Here is a 17,370-nt window from a genome sequence, read left to right on the forward strand (position 1 = left end):
GTTGGAACCGCGGAGGAGGAACGGATGCCAGTGGTCGTCGGGGTGCTCTCCACGCCGGAAGGGACGCGCGCGCTCGACGCCGCCGTCACCGAGGCGGCCCGTCGCGCGACGGCCCTCGTCCTCGTGCCGGGGCGTTCCGACGACGGCGTGCAGCCGGCGCTCGAGGCGGCGCGGGAGGCGGGCGTCGACGCCCGGCTGGCCCCGCCGAGCGAGGAGAGCGAGTTCGCGGCGAGGCTCGTCGAGGCAGCGGAGCGGACGGCTGCCGAGGTGGTGGTGATCGGTCTGCGCCGGCGCAGCCCCGTCGGCAAGCTGATCCTCGGGGCGGGCGCGCAGCGGATCCTGCTCGACGCGCCGTGCCCGGTGCTCGCGGTCAAGCCCGAGTCCTGACCTGCGAAGACGCGCCCCTCGCTGGGTCGTCGAGTCGTCGCAGGCGGGTCGGTCCCGCGGAATACCTGGGCTCGTCGGGGCGTTGTCGCCCTCAGATCACCCCAGAATCCCACCCGCCCGAGGCCGTCTGTCGAGCCCCGGGGACGTGACCGGCCGGTACAATGGTAACCACGCCGGCACGTCCGACCGGTGACTCGCCGTCTGCCCCCCGCCAGCCGAAAGGTCGTTCGTGGCGCCCCTCACCTCTGACAACACCCTCCCGCGCGAGTTCGAGCACTCCGCCCTGCAGGATCTCCTCCGTCGTGGGGTGTCCTCGGGCAAGGTCGACGCCCAGAGCGTCCGTGTCGCCTGCGACGAGGCGGGCGTGCAGGACGCGAAGCGGCTCAAGGCCGTGATGCGCGCCCTGGCGGGCGCCGGCGTCCAGGTCGAGCTGGGCTCGGTCAAGGTCGCGGCCGCGTCGAGCTCGTCGTCCGCGACGACGGCCCGTGCCACCTCGCGCACCAAGACCGCCGCCGCGACCGCGACGAAGCCGCGCACCACCACCACGACGCGCACCGCTGACGCGGCCGACGAGGCCGACGCCCCGGAGGAGGCCGCGGCCAAGCCCGCCGCGAGGTCGACCCGGGCCACCGCGGCGTCGAAGTCGCGCACCGCGTCCAAGGCGGGCACCGCCACGGCCGCGAAGCGGACCACCGCGAAGGCCCGCGCCGCCGCGAAGGACTCCGACGAGAACGACGACGAGGCCACCGACGCCGACGAGATCGAGGCGGACGCGGCCGAGGAGACCCCCGCCGACGGGGCGAAGACGGGCGAGTCGTCCGGCGACGAGGACTCCGGCTTCGTCTACTCCGACGCGGACGACGACGACGCCCCGGCCCAGCAGGTCGTGACCGCCGGCGCCACCGCCGACCCGGTCAAGGACTACCTCAAGCAGATCGGCAAGGTCGCGCTCCTCAACGCGGAGCAGGAGGTCGAGCTCGCGAAGCGCATCGAGGCCGGCCTGTTCGCCGAGGAGAAGCTCGCCAAGGAGTACCCGGACTTCGACCGCACCAAGGCCGACGCGGACACCCGCAAGCTCGTGCGCGAGCTGCAGTGGATCGCGCAGGACGGCAAGCGCGCCAAGAACCACCTGCTCGAGGCCAACCTGCGCCTCGTGGTCTCGCTCGCCAAGCGGTACACGGGCCGCGGCATGCTCTTCCTGGACCTGATCCAGGAGGGCAACCTCGGTCTGATCCGCGCGGTCGAGAAGTTCGACTACACCAAGGGCTACAAGTTCTCGACGTACGCCACCTGGTGGATCCGTCAGGCGATCACCCGCGCGATGGCCGACCAGGCCCGCACCATCCGCATCCCGGTGCACATGGTCGAGGTCATCAACAAGCTCGCCCGCGTGCAGCGCCAGATGCTCCAGGACCTGGGCCGCGAGCCCACGCCGGAGGAGCTGGCCAAGGAGCTCGACATGACCCCCGAGAAGGTCGTCGAGGTCCAGAAGTACGGCCGTGAGCCCATCTCGCTGCACACCCCGCTCGGCGAGGACGGCGACAGTGAGTTCGGTGACCTCATCGAGGACTCCGAGGCCGTCGTCCCGGCGGACGCGGTGAGCTTCACGCTCCTGCAGGAGCAGCTCCACGGCGTGCTCGACACGCTCTCGGAGCGCGAGGCGGGCGTCGTCTCGATGCGCTTCGGCCTGCAGGACGGGCAGCCGAAGACGCTCGACGAGATCGGCAAGGTCTACGGCGTCACGCGCGAGCGGATCCGTCAGATCGAGTCCAAGACGATGTCGAAGCTGCGGCACCCGTCGCGCTCGCAGGTCCTGCGCGACTACCTGGACTGAGCCACCACGCTCCACGAACGGCCCGGACGCTCTGGCGTCCGGGCCGTTCGTCGTCTGCGCCCGACGACGCGCGGCCGGGAGCCGCGCCGACGCCGCGCTCAGCGGCGCAGGCGGTGGAAGGTGGGGCAGTCGAACGGGTCGCGCGCGCTGAGCCCCACCTGGTTCAGGTAGCGCACGACGATCCCGTACGACGCGATCAGGCTCGTCTCGGTGTACGGGACGCCGACCTCGGCGCAGTGCTCGCGGACGAGCCGCCGGGCGGCGATGAGGTGCGGCCGCGGCATGCTGGGGAACAGGTGGTGCTCGATCTGCGACCCGAGGCCGCCCAGGAGGAGGTTGACCCCCAGCCGCCGCGGATGTTCCGGGACGTCAGCACCTGCTTGGACAGGAAGTCGACGCGCGACGTCGGCGGCAGGATGGCCATGCCCTTGTGGTTCGGGGCGAACGACGCGCCCATGTAGACGCCGAGGACGGCACCCCACACGCCGAGGAACACGAGCGCGATCCCGAGCGGCATCGCCCAGAGGACGAAGGCGACGCCGAGCACGAGCCGCACGGCGATGGTCGTGAGCTCGCCGCGGCCGGCACCCTCGCGCACGCGGTCGACGCTCGACCGGAGCGACGTCACGTGCAGGTTGAGGCCCTCGAGCGTGAGCAGCGGGAAGAACAGCCAGCCCTGGTAGCGGTTCACGAGGGCCTTGAGCCCGCGGGCGCGCGCGGCGTGCTCGGGGAGGAACGACACGACGCCCTCGGCGATGTCCGGGTCGGCGCCCGCCTTGTTGGGGTTGGCGTGGTGCCGCGAGTGCTTGACGGTCCACCAGGAGTAGCTGATCCCGACGACGGCGTTCGCGAGGACGCGTCCGAGGCGGTCGTTCGCGCGGCCCGAGGCGAAGACCTGGCGGTGGGCCGCCTCGTGGGCGACGAACGCGAGCTGCGTCATGACGACGCCGAGCGCGGCCGCGAGGGCGAGCTGCCACCACGACGGGCCGAGCGCGACGACGCCGACGACGATCGCGGCGAGCGCGACCCCGAGCACGGCGAGCAGCGTCGGGTAGAAGCCGGTCGTGCGGGCGAGGAGCCCGCTCTCACGGACGGTGCGCGAGAGCTCGGTGAACGAGCTGGTCACGCGGTTGGGGCGGTCAGGGGCTGCAGCGGTGGTCGTCACACCTCGACGCTAGGAACCGTGCCGCGCGCCGTCTGTGGTGCCCTCCCTCGACCCGGGTGGGGCTGTCCCCCGTGGTCCGGCGGGGGAGGCCCGCCGTCCGGGCCTTGCCCGCGCTGCGCCGTCGGGCGGGGAGCACGAAGGCCCCCACCCGTCCCGGGTGGGGGCCAACGCCTGGTTCAGGGGGCGCGACGCACACCACGTCGCGGTCGAGGTCGGGAAGCGCTCAGCGTGCTCCGTGGTCGGCCAGGAGCCGGTCGGTCTCGTCCTGGACGGACGTCGCGACGTCCGCGTAGGCGGCGGCGTGCTCCCGTGCGTGGTGCGCACAGAACAGCAGCTCGCCGCTGGCGAGGACCACGCGGACGTACGCCTGGGCGCCGCAGCGGTCGCAGCGGTCGGCAGCGGTCAGGGTCTCGGTCATCGTGCTCACGAGAACATGTAACCATCGCACGCGCTCCGGCATGCCCTCGAACGGCCTCGGGAGCCCCCTCGTTCGCTCCGCGCGTAGCCCGCGGCCGTCCGGGCGGCGGTCCGTGTGACCCACGGCACGCCTGCGACGGTCTGTCTGCGGGAGCGCCTACCCTGGTCCCCGTGACGACCACCTCCGCCGAGTCCAGCTACACCGCACGGCACCTGTCCGTCCTCGAGGGGCTCGAGGCCGTCCGCAAGCGACCCGGCATGTACATCGGGACCACGGACTCGCGCGGTCTCATGCACTGCCTGTGGGAGATCATCGACAACTCGGTCGACGAGGCCCTGGGTGGGTTCTGCACTCACATCCGGGTCGTGCTGCACGCGGACGCGTCGGTCACGGTCGAGGACGACGGCCGCGGCATCCCCGTGGACATCGAGCCGAAGACCGGCCTGACCGGCGTCGAGGTCGTCTACACCAAGCTGCACGCGGGCGGGAAGTTCGGCGGCGGCTCGTACACGGCGTCGGGCGGCCTGCACGGCGTCGGCGCGTCGGTCGTCAACGCGCTGTCCTCGCGGCTCGACGTCGACGTCGACCGCGGCGGCAAGACGCACCGCATGACGTTCCACCGAGGCGAACCGGGCACGTTCACGGACCCCGCGACCGGCCCGTCGCCCGAGAGCCCGTTCGCGCCGTTCGTGTCGCGGTCGGAGCTGGCCGTCGTCGGCAAGGTTGCCCGCGGACGCACGGGCACGCGCGTGCGCTACTGGGCCGACCGGCAGATCTTCCCGAAGTCCGCGGTCTTCTCCTACGACGAGCTCGTGACGCGCGTGCGTCAGACGACGTTCCTCGTCCCGGGCCTGGAGATCACGGTCCGCGACGAGCGCGGCCTCGCGGGCACGCCGGGGAGTCCGGCCCGCACGAGGAGACGTTCGTCCACACGGGCGGCTCGGTGGACTTCGTCGACTACCTCGCGCCGGACACCCCTGTCACCGCGACGTGGCGCCTCGAGGGCTCGGGCACGTTCACCGAGACGGTCCCGGTGCTCGACGAGCGGGGCCACATGACGCCCAAGGCGGTCGAGCGCGAGTGCGAGGTCGACGTCGCGCTGCGCTGGGGCACCGGCTACGAGACCGAGCTGCGCACCTTCGTCAACATCATCTCGACGCCCAAGGGCGGCACCCACCAGGCCGGCTTCGAGCAGGGCCTGCTCAAGGTCGTGCGCAAGGCCGTGGAGACGAACGCGCGTCGGCTCAAGGTCAGCACGCGCGACGCGAGCGAGAAGATCGAGAAGGATGACGTCCTCGCGGGCATGACCGCCGTCGTCACCGTCCGGCTCGCGGAGCCGCAGTTCGAGGGCCAGACCAAGGAGGTCCTCGGCACGGGGCCGGTGCGGGCGATCGTGTCGCGCGTCGTCGAGAAGCAGCTCACGGCGCTGTTCGGGTCGACCAAGCGCGACGACAAGGCGCAGACCTCGTTGCTGCTCGACAAGGTGGTCTCCGAGATGCGGGCACGCGTGAGCGCGCGCAAGCAGAAGGAGATCTCGCGCCGCAAGAACGCGCTCGAGACGTCGTCCCTGCCGTCGAAGCTCGCGGACTGCCGCACCGACGACGTCGAGCGGTCGGAGCTGTTCATCGTCGAGGGCGACAGCGCGCTCGGCACCGCCCGGCTCGCGCGCAGCTCGGAGTTCCAGGCGCTGCTGCCGATCCGGGGCAAGATCCTCAACGTCCAGAAGGCGTCGATCTCCGACATGCTCCGCAACGCCGAGTGCGCGGCGATCATCCAGGTGCTCGGCGCGGGCTCGGGGCGCTCGTTCGACCTCGAGGCCGCGCGCTACGGGAAGATCGTCATGATGACGGACGCCGACGTCGACGGCGCCCACATCCGCACCCTGCTGCTCACCCTGTTCTTCCGGTACATGCGCCCGCTGCTCGATGCCGGGCGCGTCTACGCGGCCGTCCCGCCGCTGCACCGCGTCGAGGTGATCGGCGCCGGCTCGCGCAAGAACGAGTACGTCTACACGTACTCGGAGGCCGAGCTCCAGGCGACCCTGAAGAAGCTCGACAAGGCGGGCCGCCGGTACAAGGACGACATCCAGCGGTACAAGGGCCTCGGCGAGATGGATGCCGACCAGCTCGCGGAGACCACGATGGACCCGCGTCACCGCACCCTGCGTCGCGTCACCGCCGCGGACGCGGAGGCCGCGGAGCGCGTGTTCGAGCTGCTCATGGGCTCCGACGTCGCGCCCCGCAAGGACTTCATCGTCGCGGGCGCCGCGAACCTCGACCGGGACCGCATCGACGCCTGACCCGGTGTCGCGACGCGGCGGCCCGGTCGTCGTAGCGTGGGAGGACCGGACCGACCCGAGGAGAGCCCGTGAGCGTCGTCGACCCTTCCACCCCGCCGGGAGCGCAGGCCGCTGAGCGCCTGCCGACCGAGGTGGTGATCTGGTTCGTGTCCGTCTCGCCGACCGGCCGGCCGGCTCCCACACCCGTGTGGTTCTGGTGGGACGGAGCGGACGAGGTCGTCATCCGCACCCAGCCGGGCACCAAGAAGCTCCGCAACGTCGCCGCGAACCCGCACGTCGCGCTCCACCTCAACAGCACCGCGGACGGCGGACGCGTCGTCGTGCTCGCCGGGGAGGCACGCGTCGACCCGGACGGCATCACCGACGACGAGAAGGCCGCGATCCTCGGCAAGTACGCGGAGGCGATCCGCGGACTCGGGACCGACGGCGAGGGCTTCATCCGCGGCTACTCCGAGACCGTGCGCGTGACGCTCACCGGCCTGCGGGGCTTCTGAGGCCGGCCCGACGCGCGGCCACCGCTCCGGTGCGTCAGCTGCGCCGCGCGACGGGCGCCCCGGCCCGCAGAGCACGCGGGATCTCGGCCACGTCGTCGACGGCGGCGCTCATCCGGGCGACGTCAGCGGCGGAGGCGGGGGAGTCGACTGCGACCTCGTACGTGACGCCCGTGGAACGCCAGTCGTCGTCGAAGCCGCCGTCGGCCCCGACGACCCCCGAACGCAGCGTCCCGGCGCTCGCACGGACCCCGAACGGTGACAGCTCCATCTCACGAGTGTGCGCCGCGGGAAGCCGGCGTGCGCCCGCTGGGCGCGTCCGGTGCGCGGACGCCCGCCGTTTCGGGCGGCGGACTCCCTAGGATGAGCCCATGACCACCCCGCACGTCGGCCCCACGAGGCGCGCCCGGACGACCCCCGCCCGACGACGAGCCCTCCTGGCCGTCGCCGTGCCCGCCGCCCTGGTGGCCGGGCTGCTCGCGGGGTGCGCGTCGTCGCCGTCGGACGGGCCCGCGACCGGGACGCAGACGGCGGCGCCCTGGCCGTCGGGGGTCACGCCCAGCGCGACCCCGACCGACCAGTTCACGCGCGACGCGGACGGCAACGTCACCGGCATCACGTACCCGGGCGAGGACGGCGAGACGGCGCTCGACCTGTTGCTCGGCGTCGACCCGAGCGCCAAGGTGCAGGGGGAGGGCAAGAACGCGTTCGTCGTCGGGATCGGCGGCCGCACCGCCGACGACGCGAAGCACGAGTTCTGGTCGCTCGAGGTCGACGGCACGCAGGCACAGGTGGGCGCGGGCTCGCTGAAGACGAAGGACGGGGAGACCATCACGTGGACGCTCGCGACGTACTGAGCCCCTGTCCTGGCGTGACCTGGCCCACCGGTGGTGGCGGGTCGCGGTGGTCGTCGCGCTGCTCGTCGTCGCCGTCGTGTGGCGGCTCGTCAAGAACGACCTGGGCGCGCCTCCGAACCTCGAGCTGGCGACGGCCGCGACGTTCGCGGGCGCCCCGCTCCTGCGTAACCGGACCGCCGCCGTGGCACCGCTCGTCGTGGCGATCGTGAGCGACCTCGTGCTCGGCAACACGTCGATCCTCGTGTTCACGTGGTCCGCGTGGGCGGTGATCGGCGTCGCCTCGGTGCTGCTGCCACGGCTCCGCGGCGGACGCCACAGCGGCTGGAAGCGGTACGCCGCGGCGCTCGGCTTCGGCGTCGGGGCCTCCGTGTGGTTCTTCCTCTGGACGAACTTCGGCGTGTGGGTCGTGAGCGACGGTTCCTGGTACCCGCGGACGGTCGGCGGGCTCGTCGACTGCTACGTCGCGGGCCTGCCGTTCGCGCGGCCCATGCTCGTCGGCAACCTCGTGCTCGTGCCCCTCGCGGCGGGCCTGGTGACGCTCGTCGAGCGGCTGGAGCGCGCAGCCCAGCGCCGCGCCGTCGCCGCGCACTGAGCGTGCCGCGGTGAGGGCCGGTCGGTTCGGGCTCACACCCGCGACGCGGACGCTCGGCCTGCTCGACGGCGCGGGGACGGCGCTGCGGGCGGACGGGTTGAGCCAGTCACCGGTGGCCTATCTGGACTTCACGCTCGACGGGGAACGGGTCCACGACGTCGTCACGCGTTGCGTCGGGCACGAGCCCGACGACGTGTCGGCGCTCCAGGACGCCTGGCCGATTGGGGCGGTGGAGGCGATCGAGCGGCTGCTCGGTCTCGCCGATCCCGACCTGCCGGACGGTCGGGCGTCGATCTACGTCTGCCCGGAGTGCCAGGACCTCGGCTGCCGTGCGGTCACCGCGCTGGTCCGGTTCACCGACAACACGGTCGAGTGGTCTGACCTTGGGTTCCAGAACGAGAACTTCCCCGACGTCGACCTGGTCGACGACGACGGGGCAGCCCTCTCCTTCGAGTTCGGTCGTGCGCGGTACGAGGAGGTCCTGCGGGGCGAACTCGTACGGTTCCGCGAGCTGTCCGTCGGGTGGGTGCACCCGCGGACGGCGGAGCGGCGCCGTCGTCGGCAGAGGTGGCTCGCGCGGCTCCGGATGCCGTTTCGCGGACCCTCAGGGCGAGCCTGAGATCGAGACCTTCGAGTCAAACCCTGAGGTGGAGCCTGAGGGTTAGTGTGCTCGTCAGCCCCGCAGGACCGTGTCCATCGCCTTGCCGCGCGCGAGCTCGTCGACGAGCTTGTCGAGGTACCGGATCTTCTGCATGAGCGGGTCCTCGACGTCCTCGACCCGCACCCCGCACACCACACAGGTGATGAGCCTCGCGTCCGGGTTGAGGTGCGCCGCTTCGGGTAGACGTCGCCGACGCTCGTCGTGAAGATCTTCATGGCTTGCCTCGCGGTGGGGTTGCCCCCGGTCTCGCCGCCCGCGCGTCCGTCGTCGGGCCGACGGCGGCCCCCCGACGGGCGTGCGCTCGCACCCCGTGCACAGACTGGAGCATGGCTGAGGACCAGGTGGAGGAGCCGTCGTCGCCCACGGAGCTGACGAAGCCGTCGTGGGGGTACGTCGCGAAGCGCACGTTCCGGGAGTTCCAGGCCGACGGCGGGCAGGACCTTGCCGCCGCCCTGACGTTCTACGCACTCCTCGCCGCGGCGCCCGCGACGGTCGCGCTCGTGTCGCTGCTCGGGTTCGTCGGCGACCCGCAGAAGGCCATCGACGACACCCTCGACACGATCAAGGACTTCGCGCCGCCGCAGACGCTCGACCAGGTCGAGTCGTTCATCCGCCCGATCGCGGGCAGCACCGGGTCGGGGTGGGCGTTCGTCATCGGTCTCGTGCTGGCGCTGTGGTCGGCGTCGGGGTTCGTCGGAGCGTTCGGCCGGGCGATGAACCGCGTCTACGGGGTGCCGGAGGGGCGGCCCGTGTGGAAGCTGCGGCCGTGGCTCCTGCTCGTGACGGCCGTCGTGTTCGTGATCGTCGTGGCGATCATCGCGGCGATGGTGCTGTCGGGATCGATCGCGCACCAGGTCGGGGACCTCGTCGGGCTGTCGAGCACCGCCGTGACGGTGTGGAACATCGTCAAGTGGCCGGTGATCGTGGTGCTGGCCGTGATCCTCGTCGCGCTCCTGTACTGGGCGACGCCCAACGTCAAGCAGACCAAGTTCCGCTGGATCAGCCCGGGCGCCCTCGTCGCGCTCGTCGTCGCAGCGATCGCGACGGTCGCGTTCGGCTTCTACGTCGGGCACGCGGGCAGCTACAACGCCACGTACGGGACGCTGGCCGGGCTCTTCATCCTGCTGCTGTGGATCTACCTCCTCAGCATGGTCCTGATCCTCGGGGCGGAGCTCGACGCCGAGCTCGAGCGGGGGCGCGAGCTGCAGGCGGGCGTCGCCGCGGAGGAGCAGATCCGGCTCCCGCTCCGTGACTCCACGGCGAGCGACAAGCAGGCCGTCAAGTACGCGAAGGACGTCGAGCAGGCGCGGGCGCTACGTGCCACGAACGGCGAGACCGCCGACCCGGGCGAGGCCCGTCGCGAGAGCTGAGACCTACGGGCGGAGCACGATCTTCCCGTGCGTGTGCCCGCGCTCGAGGTCGCGGAACGCGTCCTGCACGTCGGCCAGCGGGTAGGTACGGGCGATCGGGACGTCGAGCTGTCCGCGCGCGGCGAGCCGCGCCAGCTCCCCGACGACGACGGCGCACGCGGCCGACCCCTCGCCGAGCGTCCGCGCGCCCACCCGGGCGGCCGCGGGCCAGTCGCGGATGGTGTCGACCCGCTCCGGTGCCACGGCGAGCTCGACCGCGAGGTCCACGTACCCGGTACCGACCGTGTCGACGAACGCGTCGACCCGCCCGCCGGTCGCCGCCCGGACCCGGTCCGCGACGCCGTCCCCGTACGCGACCGGGACGATGCCGTGGGACTCCAGCCACGCGTGGTTCCGCTCGCTCGCCAGCCCGACGACGCTCGCGCCGCGCAGTCTCGCGAGCTGCACGGCGATCGACCCCACACCGCCCGCCGCTCCCGCCACGACGACCGTGTCGCCCGGCCCGGCGTCGACGGCGAACACGGTCGCGTACGCCGTCGTGCCCGCCACGTACAGCGACCCGGCCACGTCCCACGACAGGCCGCGCGGGAGCGGCACCAGGTTCACGTCGTCGACCGCCACGTACTCCGCGTGGCTCGCGCGGGCATGCGTGAACCCGAGCACCTCGTCCCCGACCGCCCAGCCGCGCGCCTGCGAGCCCAGCGCGACGTCCACTCCTGCCAGGTCGCTGCCCTGACCCGACGGGAACGTCGCGGGCCATCGCTCGTGCCGCAGCCCCTGCCGGATCATCGCCTCGCCCGGCTGGATCCCCGCCGCTCGCACCTCGACGAGCACCTGCCCCGGCCCCGGGACCGGACGCTCGACCTCCTCGACGCGCAGCACGTCGATGCCGCCGTACTGGTGGAGCCTGACCGCCTTCATGACACCTCACGCCTTTCGGTCGGGGCGCTCGCGGGCGCGCTCCGGCTCGACGACGACGAGCGCGACCACCTCTACCTCCTGGCCGAGCACCGCCCGCCCGAGGCGGCGCGTGCCGGTGAGCACCTGCGGCCGAGCCTGCAGTTCCTGCTCGACCGGGTCGACGGCGTGCCCGTCCAGGTCCTCAGCGACCTCGGCGACCTTCTCGCGCAGAACGACCTCGCGCAGGGGCTGTTCGGGTGCGTGTGCACCGTGGCGCCCCAGGACCGCAACGTCGTGCTGCGATGGTTCACCGATCCGGGCGTGCGCGACCGCTTCGTGCCCGAGGACCACGACGCGCGATCCAGGCAGCTCGTCGCGGACCTGCGGGCCGCCGTCGCGCGGCGCGGTGACGACGCGGCCGCGCGGGCGCTCGTCGGGCGGCTGCAGGCGGGCAGCGCCGAGTTCGCCGCGCTGTGGGAGAGGCACGAGGTGGCCGTGCGGCGGTCGGAGCCGTACCGGTTCCTGCACCCCGACCTCGGGCGGATCGAGCTCGACTGCGAGGTGCTCGCGACGCCCGCGTCGGACCAGCGGCTGCTGGTCTTCACGCCGCCGACGGGGAGACGGAGGCCCTCGATGCGCTGCGCGTGCTCGGGCCCCAGCACCGGCACGACCTGGCACCGGCCGCGAGCTGACCTGCCTCACAGCCTCCGGTACATGACGTGCAGTCCGACGAGCCCGCGCGTCGGGTGCGCGAAGGCCTCCGGCACCGTCGCGAGGACCTCGAAACCGAGGGACAGCCACAGCCGCACCGCCCGCTCGTTCGTCTCGACGACGGCGTTGAACTGCATCGCCCGGTAGCCGTCGGCGCGCGCGGCGTCGAGCACCGCCTCGCCCAGCGCTCGCCCGAGGCCTCGCCCCGCGCCGTCGGGCCCGACGACGAAGCTCGCGTTCGCGACGTGCGATCCCGCACCCGGCTGGTTGGGCAGGTACTTGGCGGTGCCCAGGACGGTCGCGCGGTCGTCGGGCGTGGTGCTCACGGCGACCAGGACGCGCGCCCCAGGTGCCTCCAGCCAGGCGCGATGGGCGTCGTCCTCGGTGATGTCGCGCGGGTAGGTGTACGTCTCGCCGGCGCGGAACGCGGGTTCCAGCGCGCGCCAGATGCCCGGCCAGTCGTCGCGCGTCGCCTCGCGGATCTCGACGTCGGTCGTCATGTGTTTCTCCTATGTCAAGCCGCGGTCGCGTGGCAAGTCGCGGTCGCGGTTGACGGGTTGTTCTTGAGGGTGTTGAACACGATGCGGGCGAGGCGTCGTTTGAGGCAGCGCAGGGCCTCTGTCCTGGAGTCGCCGGCGGCCAGGCGCTTGTCGTAGTAGGCCCTGCCCAGCCCGGGTCGCTGCAGCTGGGTGACCGCGATCCGGTGCAGCGCGGTGTTCAGCTGCCGGTTGCCTGCCTTGTTCAGCCGCACCCTGCCCCGAGTGGAACCAGACCAGACCGGGATCGGTGCGACCCCGGCGTGCATCGCGAACTTCGCCTCGTCGGCGAACCGCGCCACCCCGGCGGTCTCGCCGTAGAGCTTGGCCGCGGTCAGCTCCCCGCACCCCGCAACCTCGAGCAGTGCGGGAGCCTGGGCACGGACCAGCGCGCCGATCTCCCGCTCCAGCTCGTTCGCGCGCCCGGTCAGAGAGGCGACGTCCTCGAGCAGCTCACGGGCCAACCGTGCGTCGATCCCGCCCACGTCCGAGAGCCGGGCGAGCAGGCGGGCGCGGGTGCCCTTGAGGTTCAACGACTTGGGTGCCGGATCGATCTCGGGATCGACCCGGTGCAGATGCCACCGCAACCGGTTCACGATCGCGGTGCGCTGACGCACCAACGACTCACGGTGGTCCACCAGCAGCTTGACCTCCCTAGACGCCTCGTCATGGGACGCGACCGGCAGGTCCGGGGTGCGCAGCACCGCGTGCGCGACCGCCAATGCGTCGATCGGGTCGGACTTGCCCCGCGTGCGCGCCACCCGACGCTGGACGGCCATCATCTTCGGTGCGACCCGCACCACCCGCGCACCCGCGGCCAGCAGGTCCAGCTCCAGCCGCGCCGACAGATGCCGGCAGTCCTCGATCCCCCACACCACCTCGGTCCCGAACCGGGCTTGGGCCCACCGCAGGGCCTTGTCATGGCCTCGGGGCACGGCCTTGACCGTGAGCTCGCCGAGCTTCTTACCGGCCTCGTCGACCGCGACGAACGTGTGGGACCTCTTGTGGACATCAGTGCCAACCACGACAACCATGGGGGTTGCCTCCTTCACCTGATCAGTGACTGGACGGTTGGACCGGTCGGCGGACACACCTCAGTGGGGGTGATGCCACGCTCCTATCAAGTCACGCCGGCCGGTCCCTTCCCACCCGGTGACGGCAAAACGCATGCTGGCCAACCCGCCGGCGGCAGCGAGCCTATGAGCCAGTCACCGGATGACAAGGGATCCAACCACCGCAACGCGGCGCCCTCACCCTGACACTGACGACGAGCCTAGGCGGGCGGGCGCGGGCGAGACTGTCAGGAGTCGTGGAGAGGGAGCGAGCGATGAAGGCTGTGCGTTTCGACCGGTTCGGCGGTCCGGAGGTCCTGGAGCTCGTCGAGCTGCCCGACCCGCACCCGGGGCCCGGCGAGGTCCGGATCGTGGTGCGCGCGGCCGGTGTCAACGCGAGCGACTGGAAGAAGCGCCAGGGCCTCATGGACCCCGACCTGCCGCAGACCCTCGGGTACGAGGCGGCGGGCGTCGTGGACGAGCTGGGCGACGGCGTCACGGACGTGCGCGTCGGGGATCGGGTCTTCGGGTTCTGCACCGACGGCGCGGCGCAGGCCGAGCTCGCGGTCCTGTCGCACTACGCGCCGATTCCGGCCTCGCTGGACTTCGCCGACGTCGCAGCGCTTCCGGCGGCGGTCGAGACGGCGGCCCGCGCGCTCGATCAGCTCGGGGTCGGAGGGGGCACGACGATGCTCGTCAACGGGGCGTCGGGGAACGTGGGGAGCGCCGCCGTCCAGCTCGCCGTCGCGCGCGGCGCCCGGGTGATCGGGACGGCCAGCCCCCGCAACCACGACCTGCTGCGCTCGTTCGGCGCCGATCCCGTCGCCTACGGGGAGGGCATGGTCGAACGGGTGCGTGCGCTCGCACCGGAGGGCGTCGACCGCGCCCTCGACGTCGCCGGCAGCGGCGTGCTGCCCGAGCTGATCGGCCTCGCGGGCGGCGCGGAGAACGTCGTGACCATCGCCGACTTCCTCGGCGCTCGCGAGCACGGCGTCCGGTTCTCGCGGGGCGACGCGGGCCGCGCCCTGGACGTGCTGGGGCAGATCGGCGCGCTCGTCGAGTCGGGGCAGCTCCGGCTCCCCGAGGTCCGGACCTTCCCGCTCGACGACGTCGCGGACGCCCACCGGGCCGGCGAGAGCGGCGAGGCCCACGGGAAGATCGTCCTCACGGTCGCCTGACCCGGCCCGCCGCTGCGCCGTCGGGCGGGCGCTACTCCGCGATGAAAGCGAGGATGTCGGCGTCGAGCTGGTCCTGGTAGGCGCCGAAGATCCCGTGCGGCGCTCCTGGGTAGACCTTGAGCGTCCCGTGCTCGACGATCTCGATGGACTTCAGCGCGGCGTCGGCGATCGGCACGATCTGGTCGTCGTCCCCCTGGGCGATGAGGATCGGCACGTCGAGCGCGGCCAGGTCGGCGTTCTGGTCGGTCTCGCTGAACGCGGCGACGCAGTCGTAGGCGGCGACGAGGTTCACGAGCATGCCCTGACGCCAGAAGTCGTCGATCGCGCCCTGCGACACCGCGGCTCCGTCGCGGTTGAAACCGTAGAACGGGATCGCCAGGTCCTTCCAGAACTGCGAGCGGTCCTTGAGCACGTTCGCACGGATCTCGTCGAACGCATCGATCGGCGTCCCCTCGGGGTTGGACTCCGACTTGACCATGATCGGCGGCACGGCCCCGGCAGTGACGACCTTGGAGACGCGCCCGTCCGCGAGCTGCGCCGCGTACCGGACGACCTCCCCGCCGCCGGTCGAGTGCCCGACCGCGACGACGTCCTGCAGGTCGAGGTGCTCGACGACGGCGGCCAGGTCCTGCGCGTAGGTCGTCATGTCGTTGCCGGAGGACGACTTGGAGGAGAGGCCGTGGCCGCGGCGGTCGTGCGCGACGACGCGATAGCCGGCGTCGGCGAACCGCTTGAGCTCGACCTGCCACGCGTCGGAGCTGAGCGGCCAGCCGTGGCTGAGGACGATCGGCCGCCCGGTGCCGTTGTCGGTGTAGTAGATCTCGGTCCCGTCGGACGTCGTGACGTAGGGCATGGCTGCGCTCCTGTCGTAGTGGGTCGGTTCAGGGGACCGGCTCGGGGGTGAGGTGCGTCAGGCGGAGGCGTCCGCCGTCGTGCGCGTGATGAAGTCGAGCGCGGTCCGAGCGACCTCGGGCCAGCCGTGGTCGATGGTCAGCGAGTGGCCGCGGTCGGGCAGGATCGCGATCTCGGTCACGCCCGGGTTCTTTGCCTGGATCTTGTACGACTGCTCGGTTGGCTTCACGGGGACCGTGTGGTCGACCTCGCCGCCGATCAGCAGCAGCGGGCCCCGGTCGGGGTTCTTGGTGTCGACCTTGGTCTCGGAGAACGGGTTGAGGTTCGCGCTCACGACCTGGAAGATCGGGTTGCCCGCGGCCGCCACGTGGAACTCGTCGTAGAGGGCGTGCGCCTCGTCGTCGTCGAGCGCGTTGGCCCAGCCGTACTTGAAGTCGTCGTACGACAACGTGACGCCGTGCTTGAGGCTGCTCAGGTGCGAGACGACGGGCGCCGACGACTTGAGCGACGAGAACGGAACCGACAGCACGCCCTTGAACGGCGCCGGGTCGATCGCGACGGTCGAGACGGAGGCGCCCTCGCCTGCGATCTTCTGTGCGATGAGGCCGCCGAACGAGTGCCCCACGACTGCAGGCTTCACGCTCAGCTCCCCGATCGCCTCGAGGTAGTGGTCCGTGACCTCCTGGACCATCTTCGACGCGAACGCATCGGGGTTGGCGCGTGCGTCCTCGATGGATTCCGGATCGTCGGGCCACGCCGGGGCGACCGTCGTGTATCCCGCCTCCTCGAACACCGCCCGCCAGCGGTCCCAGCTGCTCGACAGCAGCCAGAGGCCGTGGACGAACACCACCGGTCGCAGACCCGAGGCGTTCGCGCGTTCGATGTCGGCTCGTTCGGTAGCCGTGAGAGACGAGGATGGTGCGGGCGAGGTCATCGGGACTCCTGAGGCTCGTAGGTGCGGCGTGAACCCATCGTGGGCAGAATGGGGCACGGGAGTCTTGTATCCCCCGCACTCCGTTGTGCATCGCGTGCACATCGGGCCGGTGCGGGCAGTGCCGTGAGGACGCGCCCATGCCCGTGGTGCTCGACATCGAGGAGCTTCCGGTCTCCGACCGGCTGGACTTCCTGCGCGACCACATGCTCACGTCTCCTGTTCCGCTGGTCCTCGAGCCCCAACCTGGCGCCGACATCAATGTGCGCTCGCGAGTGGCGGACCTGGGGTGCGTCCACCTGCTGTCGACGCGCGCCGGCGGTGCCGACGTCCTGCGCACCTCGCGTCTCGCCCGGGACGACTCCCGGCCGAGCCTGATGCTGAGCCTCGTCGACTCCGGGACAGCGATCGTGGTGCGGCCGGACGGCGAGACAGTTCTGAGGGCCGGCGAGCTCGGGCTGTATCTGACGACGGAGCAGTACCGCCTCCGGTTCACGGACGGCGCGGTCCGGTACACGTTTCAGCTTCCGTTGGACCGGCTGGGCCTGCCGCCCGGTCTGGTCGGCGGGCAGCTGCGCCGCCCGATCCCCTCGGACAGCGCCACCGCGATGGGTGTCGCGGCGTTCCTGCGGGCTACCGCCCGGAGCGCCCCGGCGGCGCCGCAAGCCGAGCAGGAACGGCTCGAACAACCGGTGCTGGAGCTCGTCCGGCTGCTTCTCACGCGCCCCGTCGCGGACGAGCTCCTGGGGCGTCGGAGCGCGGCCGTCTCGCTCGCGACCAGAGTCCAAGAGCATGTGCTCGGCCACCTCGACGACCCTGAGCTGTCGGCGCGGACGATCGCGTCAGCGTTCTCGATCTCGGAGCGCTACGTGTACACGATCCTCGCGCGGCGGGGGATCGAGCTGGGTGATGCCGTCCGGGAGCACAGGCTCGAGCAGGCGGTGCGCCTGCTCGAAGACCCTCGTCACGCCGATCTGACGATCGCCGCGATCGCGCGTCGATGCGGTTTTTCCGACCACGCCCACTTCTCGCGGACGTTCCGCGCCCGGTTCGGGGTCACGCCCAGCGAATGGCGCGCGGGGGCGGTGGCCCGGCTCACGGTGGCTCCGCCGTCGTGATGCCGGGGTCCGAGGGCC

At 72.0% G+C, this 17,370-nt stretch carries 18 protein-coding genes and 3 pseudogenes; 11 read left to right on the forward strand and 10 right to left on the reverse strand.

Annotation, left to right across the window (positions count from 1 at the left end):
- The first annotated feature begins 24 nt into the window (after positions 1 to 24).
- Together QQK45_RS16680 and QQK45_RS16685 are read left to right on the forward strand one after the other, a co-directional pair.
- Positions 25 to 387: a universal stress protein gene (locus tag QQK45_RS16680; RefSeq protein WP_284294220.1), complete on the forward strand. Its 363-nt coding sequence runs from the start codon at positions 25 to 27 to the stop codon at positions 385 to 387.
- A 229-nt stretch (positions 388 to 616) separates the two neighbouring features.
- The gene (locus QQK45_RS16685) at positions 617 to 2,221 is read left to right on the forward strand and encodes an RNA polymerase sigma factor (RefSeq protein WP_284294221.1); all 1,605 of its coding nucleotides are present in this window, start codon (positions 617 to 619) and stop codon (positions 2,219 to 2,221) included.
- 98 nt (positions 2,222 to 2,319) lie between these two features.
- On the opposite strand, the gene QQK45_RS22475 is transcribed toward QQK45_RS16685, so the two are convergent.
- The 3 genes from QQK45_RS22475 to QQK45_RS16695 form a co-directional block, all read right to left on the reverse strand.
- Positions 2,320 to 2,505: a hypothetical protein gene (locus tag QQK45_RS22475; protein WP_348525263.1), complete on the reverse strand. Its 186-nt coding sequence runs from the start codon at positions 2,503 to 2,505 to the stop codon at positions 2,320 to 2,322.
- Positions 2,418 to 3,386 (reverse strand): fatty acid desaturase family protein, encoded by a 969-nt coding sequence (locus QQK45_RS16690; protein ID WP_348525264.1) that lies wholly within the window; start codon positions 3,384 to 3,386, stop codon positions 2,418 to 2,420. The genes QQK45_RS22475 and QQK45_RS16690 overlap by 88 nt, the downstream gene beginning before the upstream one ends.
- A gap of 223 nt (positions 3,387 to 3,609) precedes the next feature.
- A complete protein-coding gene (locus QQK45_RS16695; RefSeq protein ID WP_284295086.1) occupies positions 3,610 to 3,804 on the reverse strand; it encodes a DUF7455 domain-containing protein in 195 nt (64 codons plus the stop codon).
- 170 nt (positions 3,805 to 3,974) lie between these two features.
- On the opposite strand from QQK45_RS16695, the pseudogene QQK45_RS16700 reads away from it, so the two are divergent.
- Positions 3,975 to 6,103, forward strand: a pseudogene (locus QQK45_RS16700) (DNA gyrase/topoisomerase IV subunit B).
- A gap of 68 nt (positions 6,104 to 6,171) precedes the next feature.
- Positions 6,172 to 6,597 (forward strand): TIGR03667 family PPOX class F420-dependent oxidoreductase, encoded by a 426-nt coding sequence (locus QQK45_RS16705; protein ID WP_284294222.1) that lies wholly within the window; start codon positions 6,172 to 6,174, stop codon positions 6,595 to 6,597.
- A 34-nt stretch (positions 6,598 to 6,631) separates the two neighbouring features.
- On the opposite strand, the gene QQK45_RS16710 is transcribed toward QQK45_RS16705, so the two are convergent.
- Positions 6,632 to 6,865, reverse strand: coding sequence for a hypothetical protein (locus tag QQK45_RS16710; RefSeq protein WP_284294223.1), 234 nt, complete (start codon positions 6,863 to 6,865; stop codon positions 6,632 to 6,634).
- 100 nt (positions 6,866 to 6,965) lie between these two features.
- On the opposite strand from QQK45_RS16710, the gene QQK45_RS16715 reads away from it, so the two are divergent.
- The 3 genes from QQK45_RS16715 to QQK45_RS16725 are packed head-to-tail and all read left to right on the forward strand — an operon-like array spanning position 6,966 to position 8,662.
- Complete coding sequence (locus QQK45_RS16715) at positions 6,966 to 7,451, forward strand: DUF4430 domain-containing protein (protein ID WP_284294224.1); 486 nt, start codon at positions 6,966 to 6,968, stop codon at positions 7,449 to 7,451.
- 46 nt (positions 7,452 to 7,497) lie between these two features.
- A complete protein-coding gene (locus QQK45_RS16720; protein ID WP_284294225.1) occupies positions 7,498 to 8,043 on the forward strand; it encodes a DUF6580 family putative transport protein in 546 nt (181 codons plus the stop codon).
- 10 nt (positions 8,044 to 8,053) lie between these two features.
- On the forward strand, positions 8,054 to 8,662 hold the full coding sequence (locus QQK45_RS16725; protein ID WP_284294226.1) for a hypothetical protein: 609 nt from the start codon (positions 8,054 to 8,056) through the stop codon (positions 8,660 to 8,662).
- Between the two features lie 54 nt (positions 8,663 to 8,716).
- Here the strand turns inward: QQK45_RS16725 and QQK45_RS16730 are convergent.
- Positions 8,717 to 8,878: pseudogene (locus tag QQK45_RS16730) on the reverse strand (DUF2200 family protein); the annotation flags it as partial.
- A gap of 152 nt (positions 8,879 to 9,030) precedes the next feature.
- Between QQK45_RS16730 and QQK45_RS16735 the strand changes: the two are divergent.
- The gene (locus tag QQK45_RS16735; protein WP_284294227.1) at positions 9,031 to 10,074 is read left to right on the forward strand and encodes a YihY/virulence factor BrkB family protein; all 1,044 of its coding nucleotides are present in this window, start codon (positions 9,031 to 9,033) and stop codon (positions 10,072 to 10,074) included.
- A 3-nt stretch (positions 10,075 to 10,077) separates the two neighbouring features.
- On the opposite strand, the gene QQK45_RS16740 is transcribed toward QQK45_RS16735, so the two are convergent.
- Positions 10,078 to 10,995 (reverse strand): NADP-dependent oxidoreductase, encoded by a 918-nt coding sequence (locus tag QQK45_RS16740; protein ID WP_284294228.1) that lies wholly within the window; start codon positions 10,993 to 10,995, stop codon positions 10,078 to 10,080.
- Positions 10,996 to 11,160: 165 nt separating this feature from the next.
- On the opposite strand from QQK45_RS16740, the pseudogene QQK45_RS23375 reads away from it, so the two are divergent.
- Positions 11,161 to 11,529, forward strand: a pseudogene (locus QQK45_RS23375) (MmyB family transcriptional regulator); the annotation flags it as partial.
- Positions 11,530 to 11,672: 143 nt separating this feature from the next.
- On the opposite strand, the gene QQK45_RS16750 reads toward QQK45_RS23375, so the two are convergent.
- Both QQK45_RS16750 and QQK45_RS16755 read right to left on the reverse strand, forming a co-directional pair.
- A complete protein-coding gene (locus QQK45_RS16750; RefSeq protein ID WP_284294230.1) occupies positions 11,673 to 12,185 on the reverse strand; it encodes a GNAT family N-acetyltransferase in 513 nt (170 codons plus the stop codon).
- Positions 12,186 to 12,199: 14 nt separating this feature from the next.
- Positions 12,200 to 13,273 carry an IS110 family RNA-guided transposase gene (locus QQK45_RS16755; RefSeq protein WP_284294232.1) on the reverse strand — a complete coding sequence of 358 codons (1,074 nt, stop codon included), beginning with the start codon at positions 13,271 to 13,273 and terminating at the stop codon, positions 12,200 to 12,202.
- A gap of 275 nt (positions 13,274 to 13,548) precedes the next feature.
- Here QQK45_RS16755 and QQK45_RS16760 point away from each other — a divergent pair, with 275 nt between their 5' ends.
- Entirely contained in the window at positions 13,549 to 14,451 is a 903-nt protein-coding gene (locus QQK45_RS16760) for an NADP-dependent oxidoreductase (protein ID WP_284294233.1), read from the forward strand.
- 31 nt (positions 14,452 to 14,482) lie between these two features.
- On the opposite strand, the gene QQK45_RS16765 is transcribed toward QQK45_RS16760, so the two are convergent.
- Both QQK45_RS16765 and QQK45_RS16770 read right to left on the reverse strand, forming a co-directional pair.
- Positions 14,483 to 15,304 (reverse strand): alpha/beta fold hydrolase, encoded by an 822-nt coding sequence (locus tag QQK45_RS16765; RefSeq protein WP_284294234.1) that lies wholly within the window; start codon positions 15,302 to 15,304, stop codon positions 14,483 to 14,485.
- 57 nt (positions 15,305 to 15,361) lie between these two features.
- Positions 15,362 to 16,237 carry an alpha/beta hydrolase gene (locus tag QQK45_RS16770; RefSeq protein ID WP_284294235.1) on the reverse strand — a complete coding sequence of 292 codons (876 nt, stop codon included), beginning with the start codon at positions 16,235 to 16,237 and terminating at the stop codon, positions 15,362 to 15,364.
- A gap of 137 nt (positions 16,238 to 16,374) precedes the next feature.
- On the opposite strand from QQK45_RS16770, the gene QQK45_RS16775 reads away from it, so the two are divergent.
- The gene (locus tag QQK45_RS16775) at positions 16,375 to 17,352 is read left to right on the forward strand and encodes a helix-turn-helix transcriptional regulator (protein ID WP_284294236.1); all 978 of its coding nucleotides are present in this window, start codon (positions 16,375 to 16,377) and stop codon (positions 17,350 to 17,352) included.
- The last annotated feature ends 18 nt before the right edge of the window (positions 17,353 to 17,370 follow it).

The organism is Luteimicrobium album, assembly GCF_030161555.1.
GTDB lineage: Bacteria > Actinomycetota > Actinomycetes > Actinomycetales > Cellulomonadaceae > Luteimicrobium > Luteimicrobium album.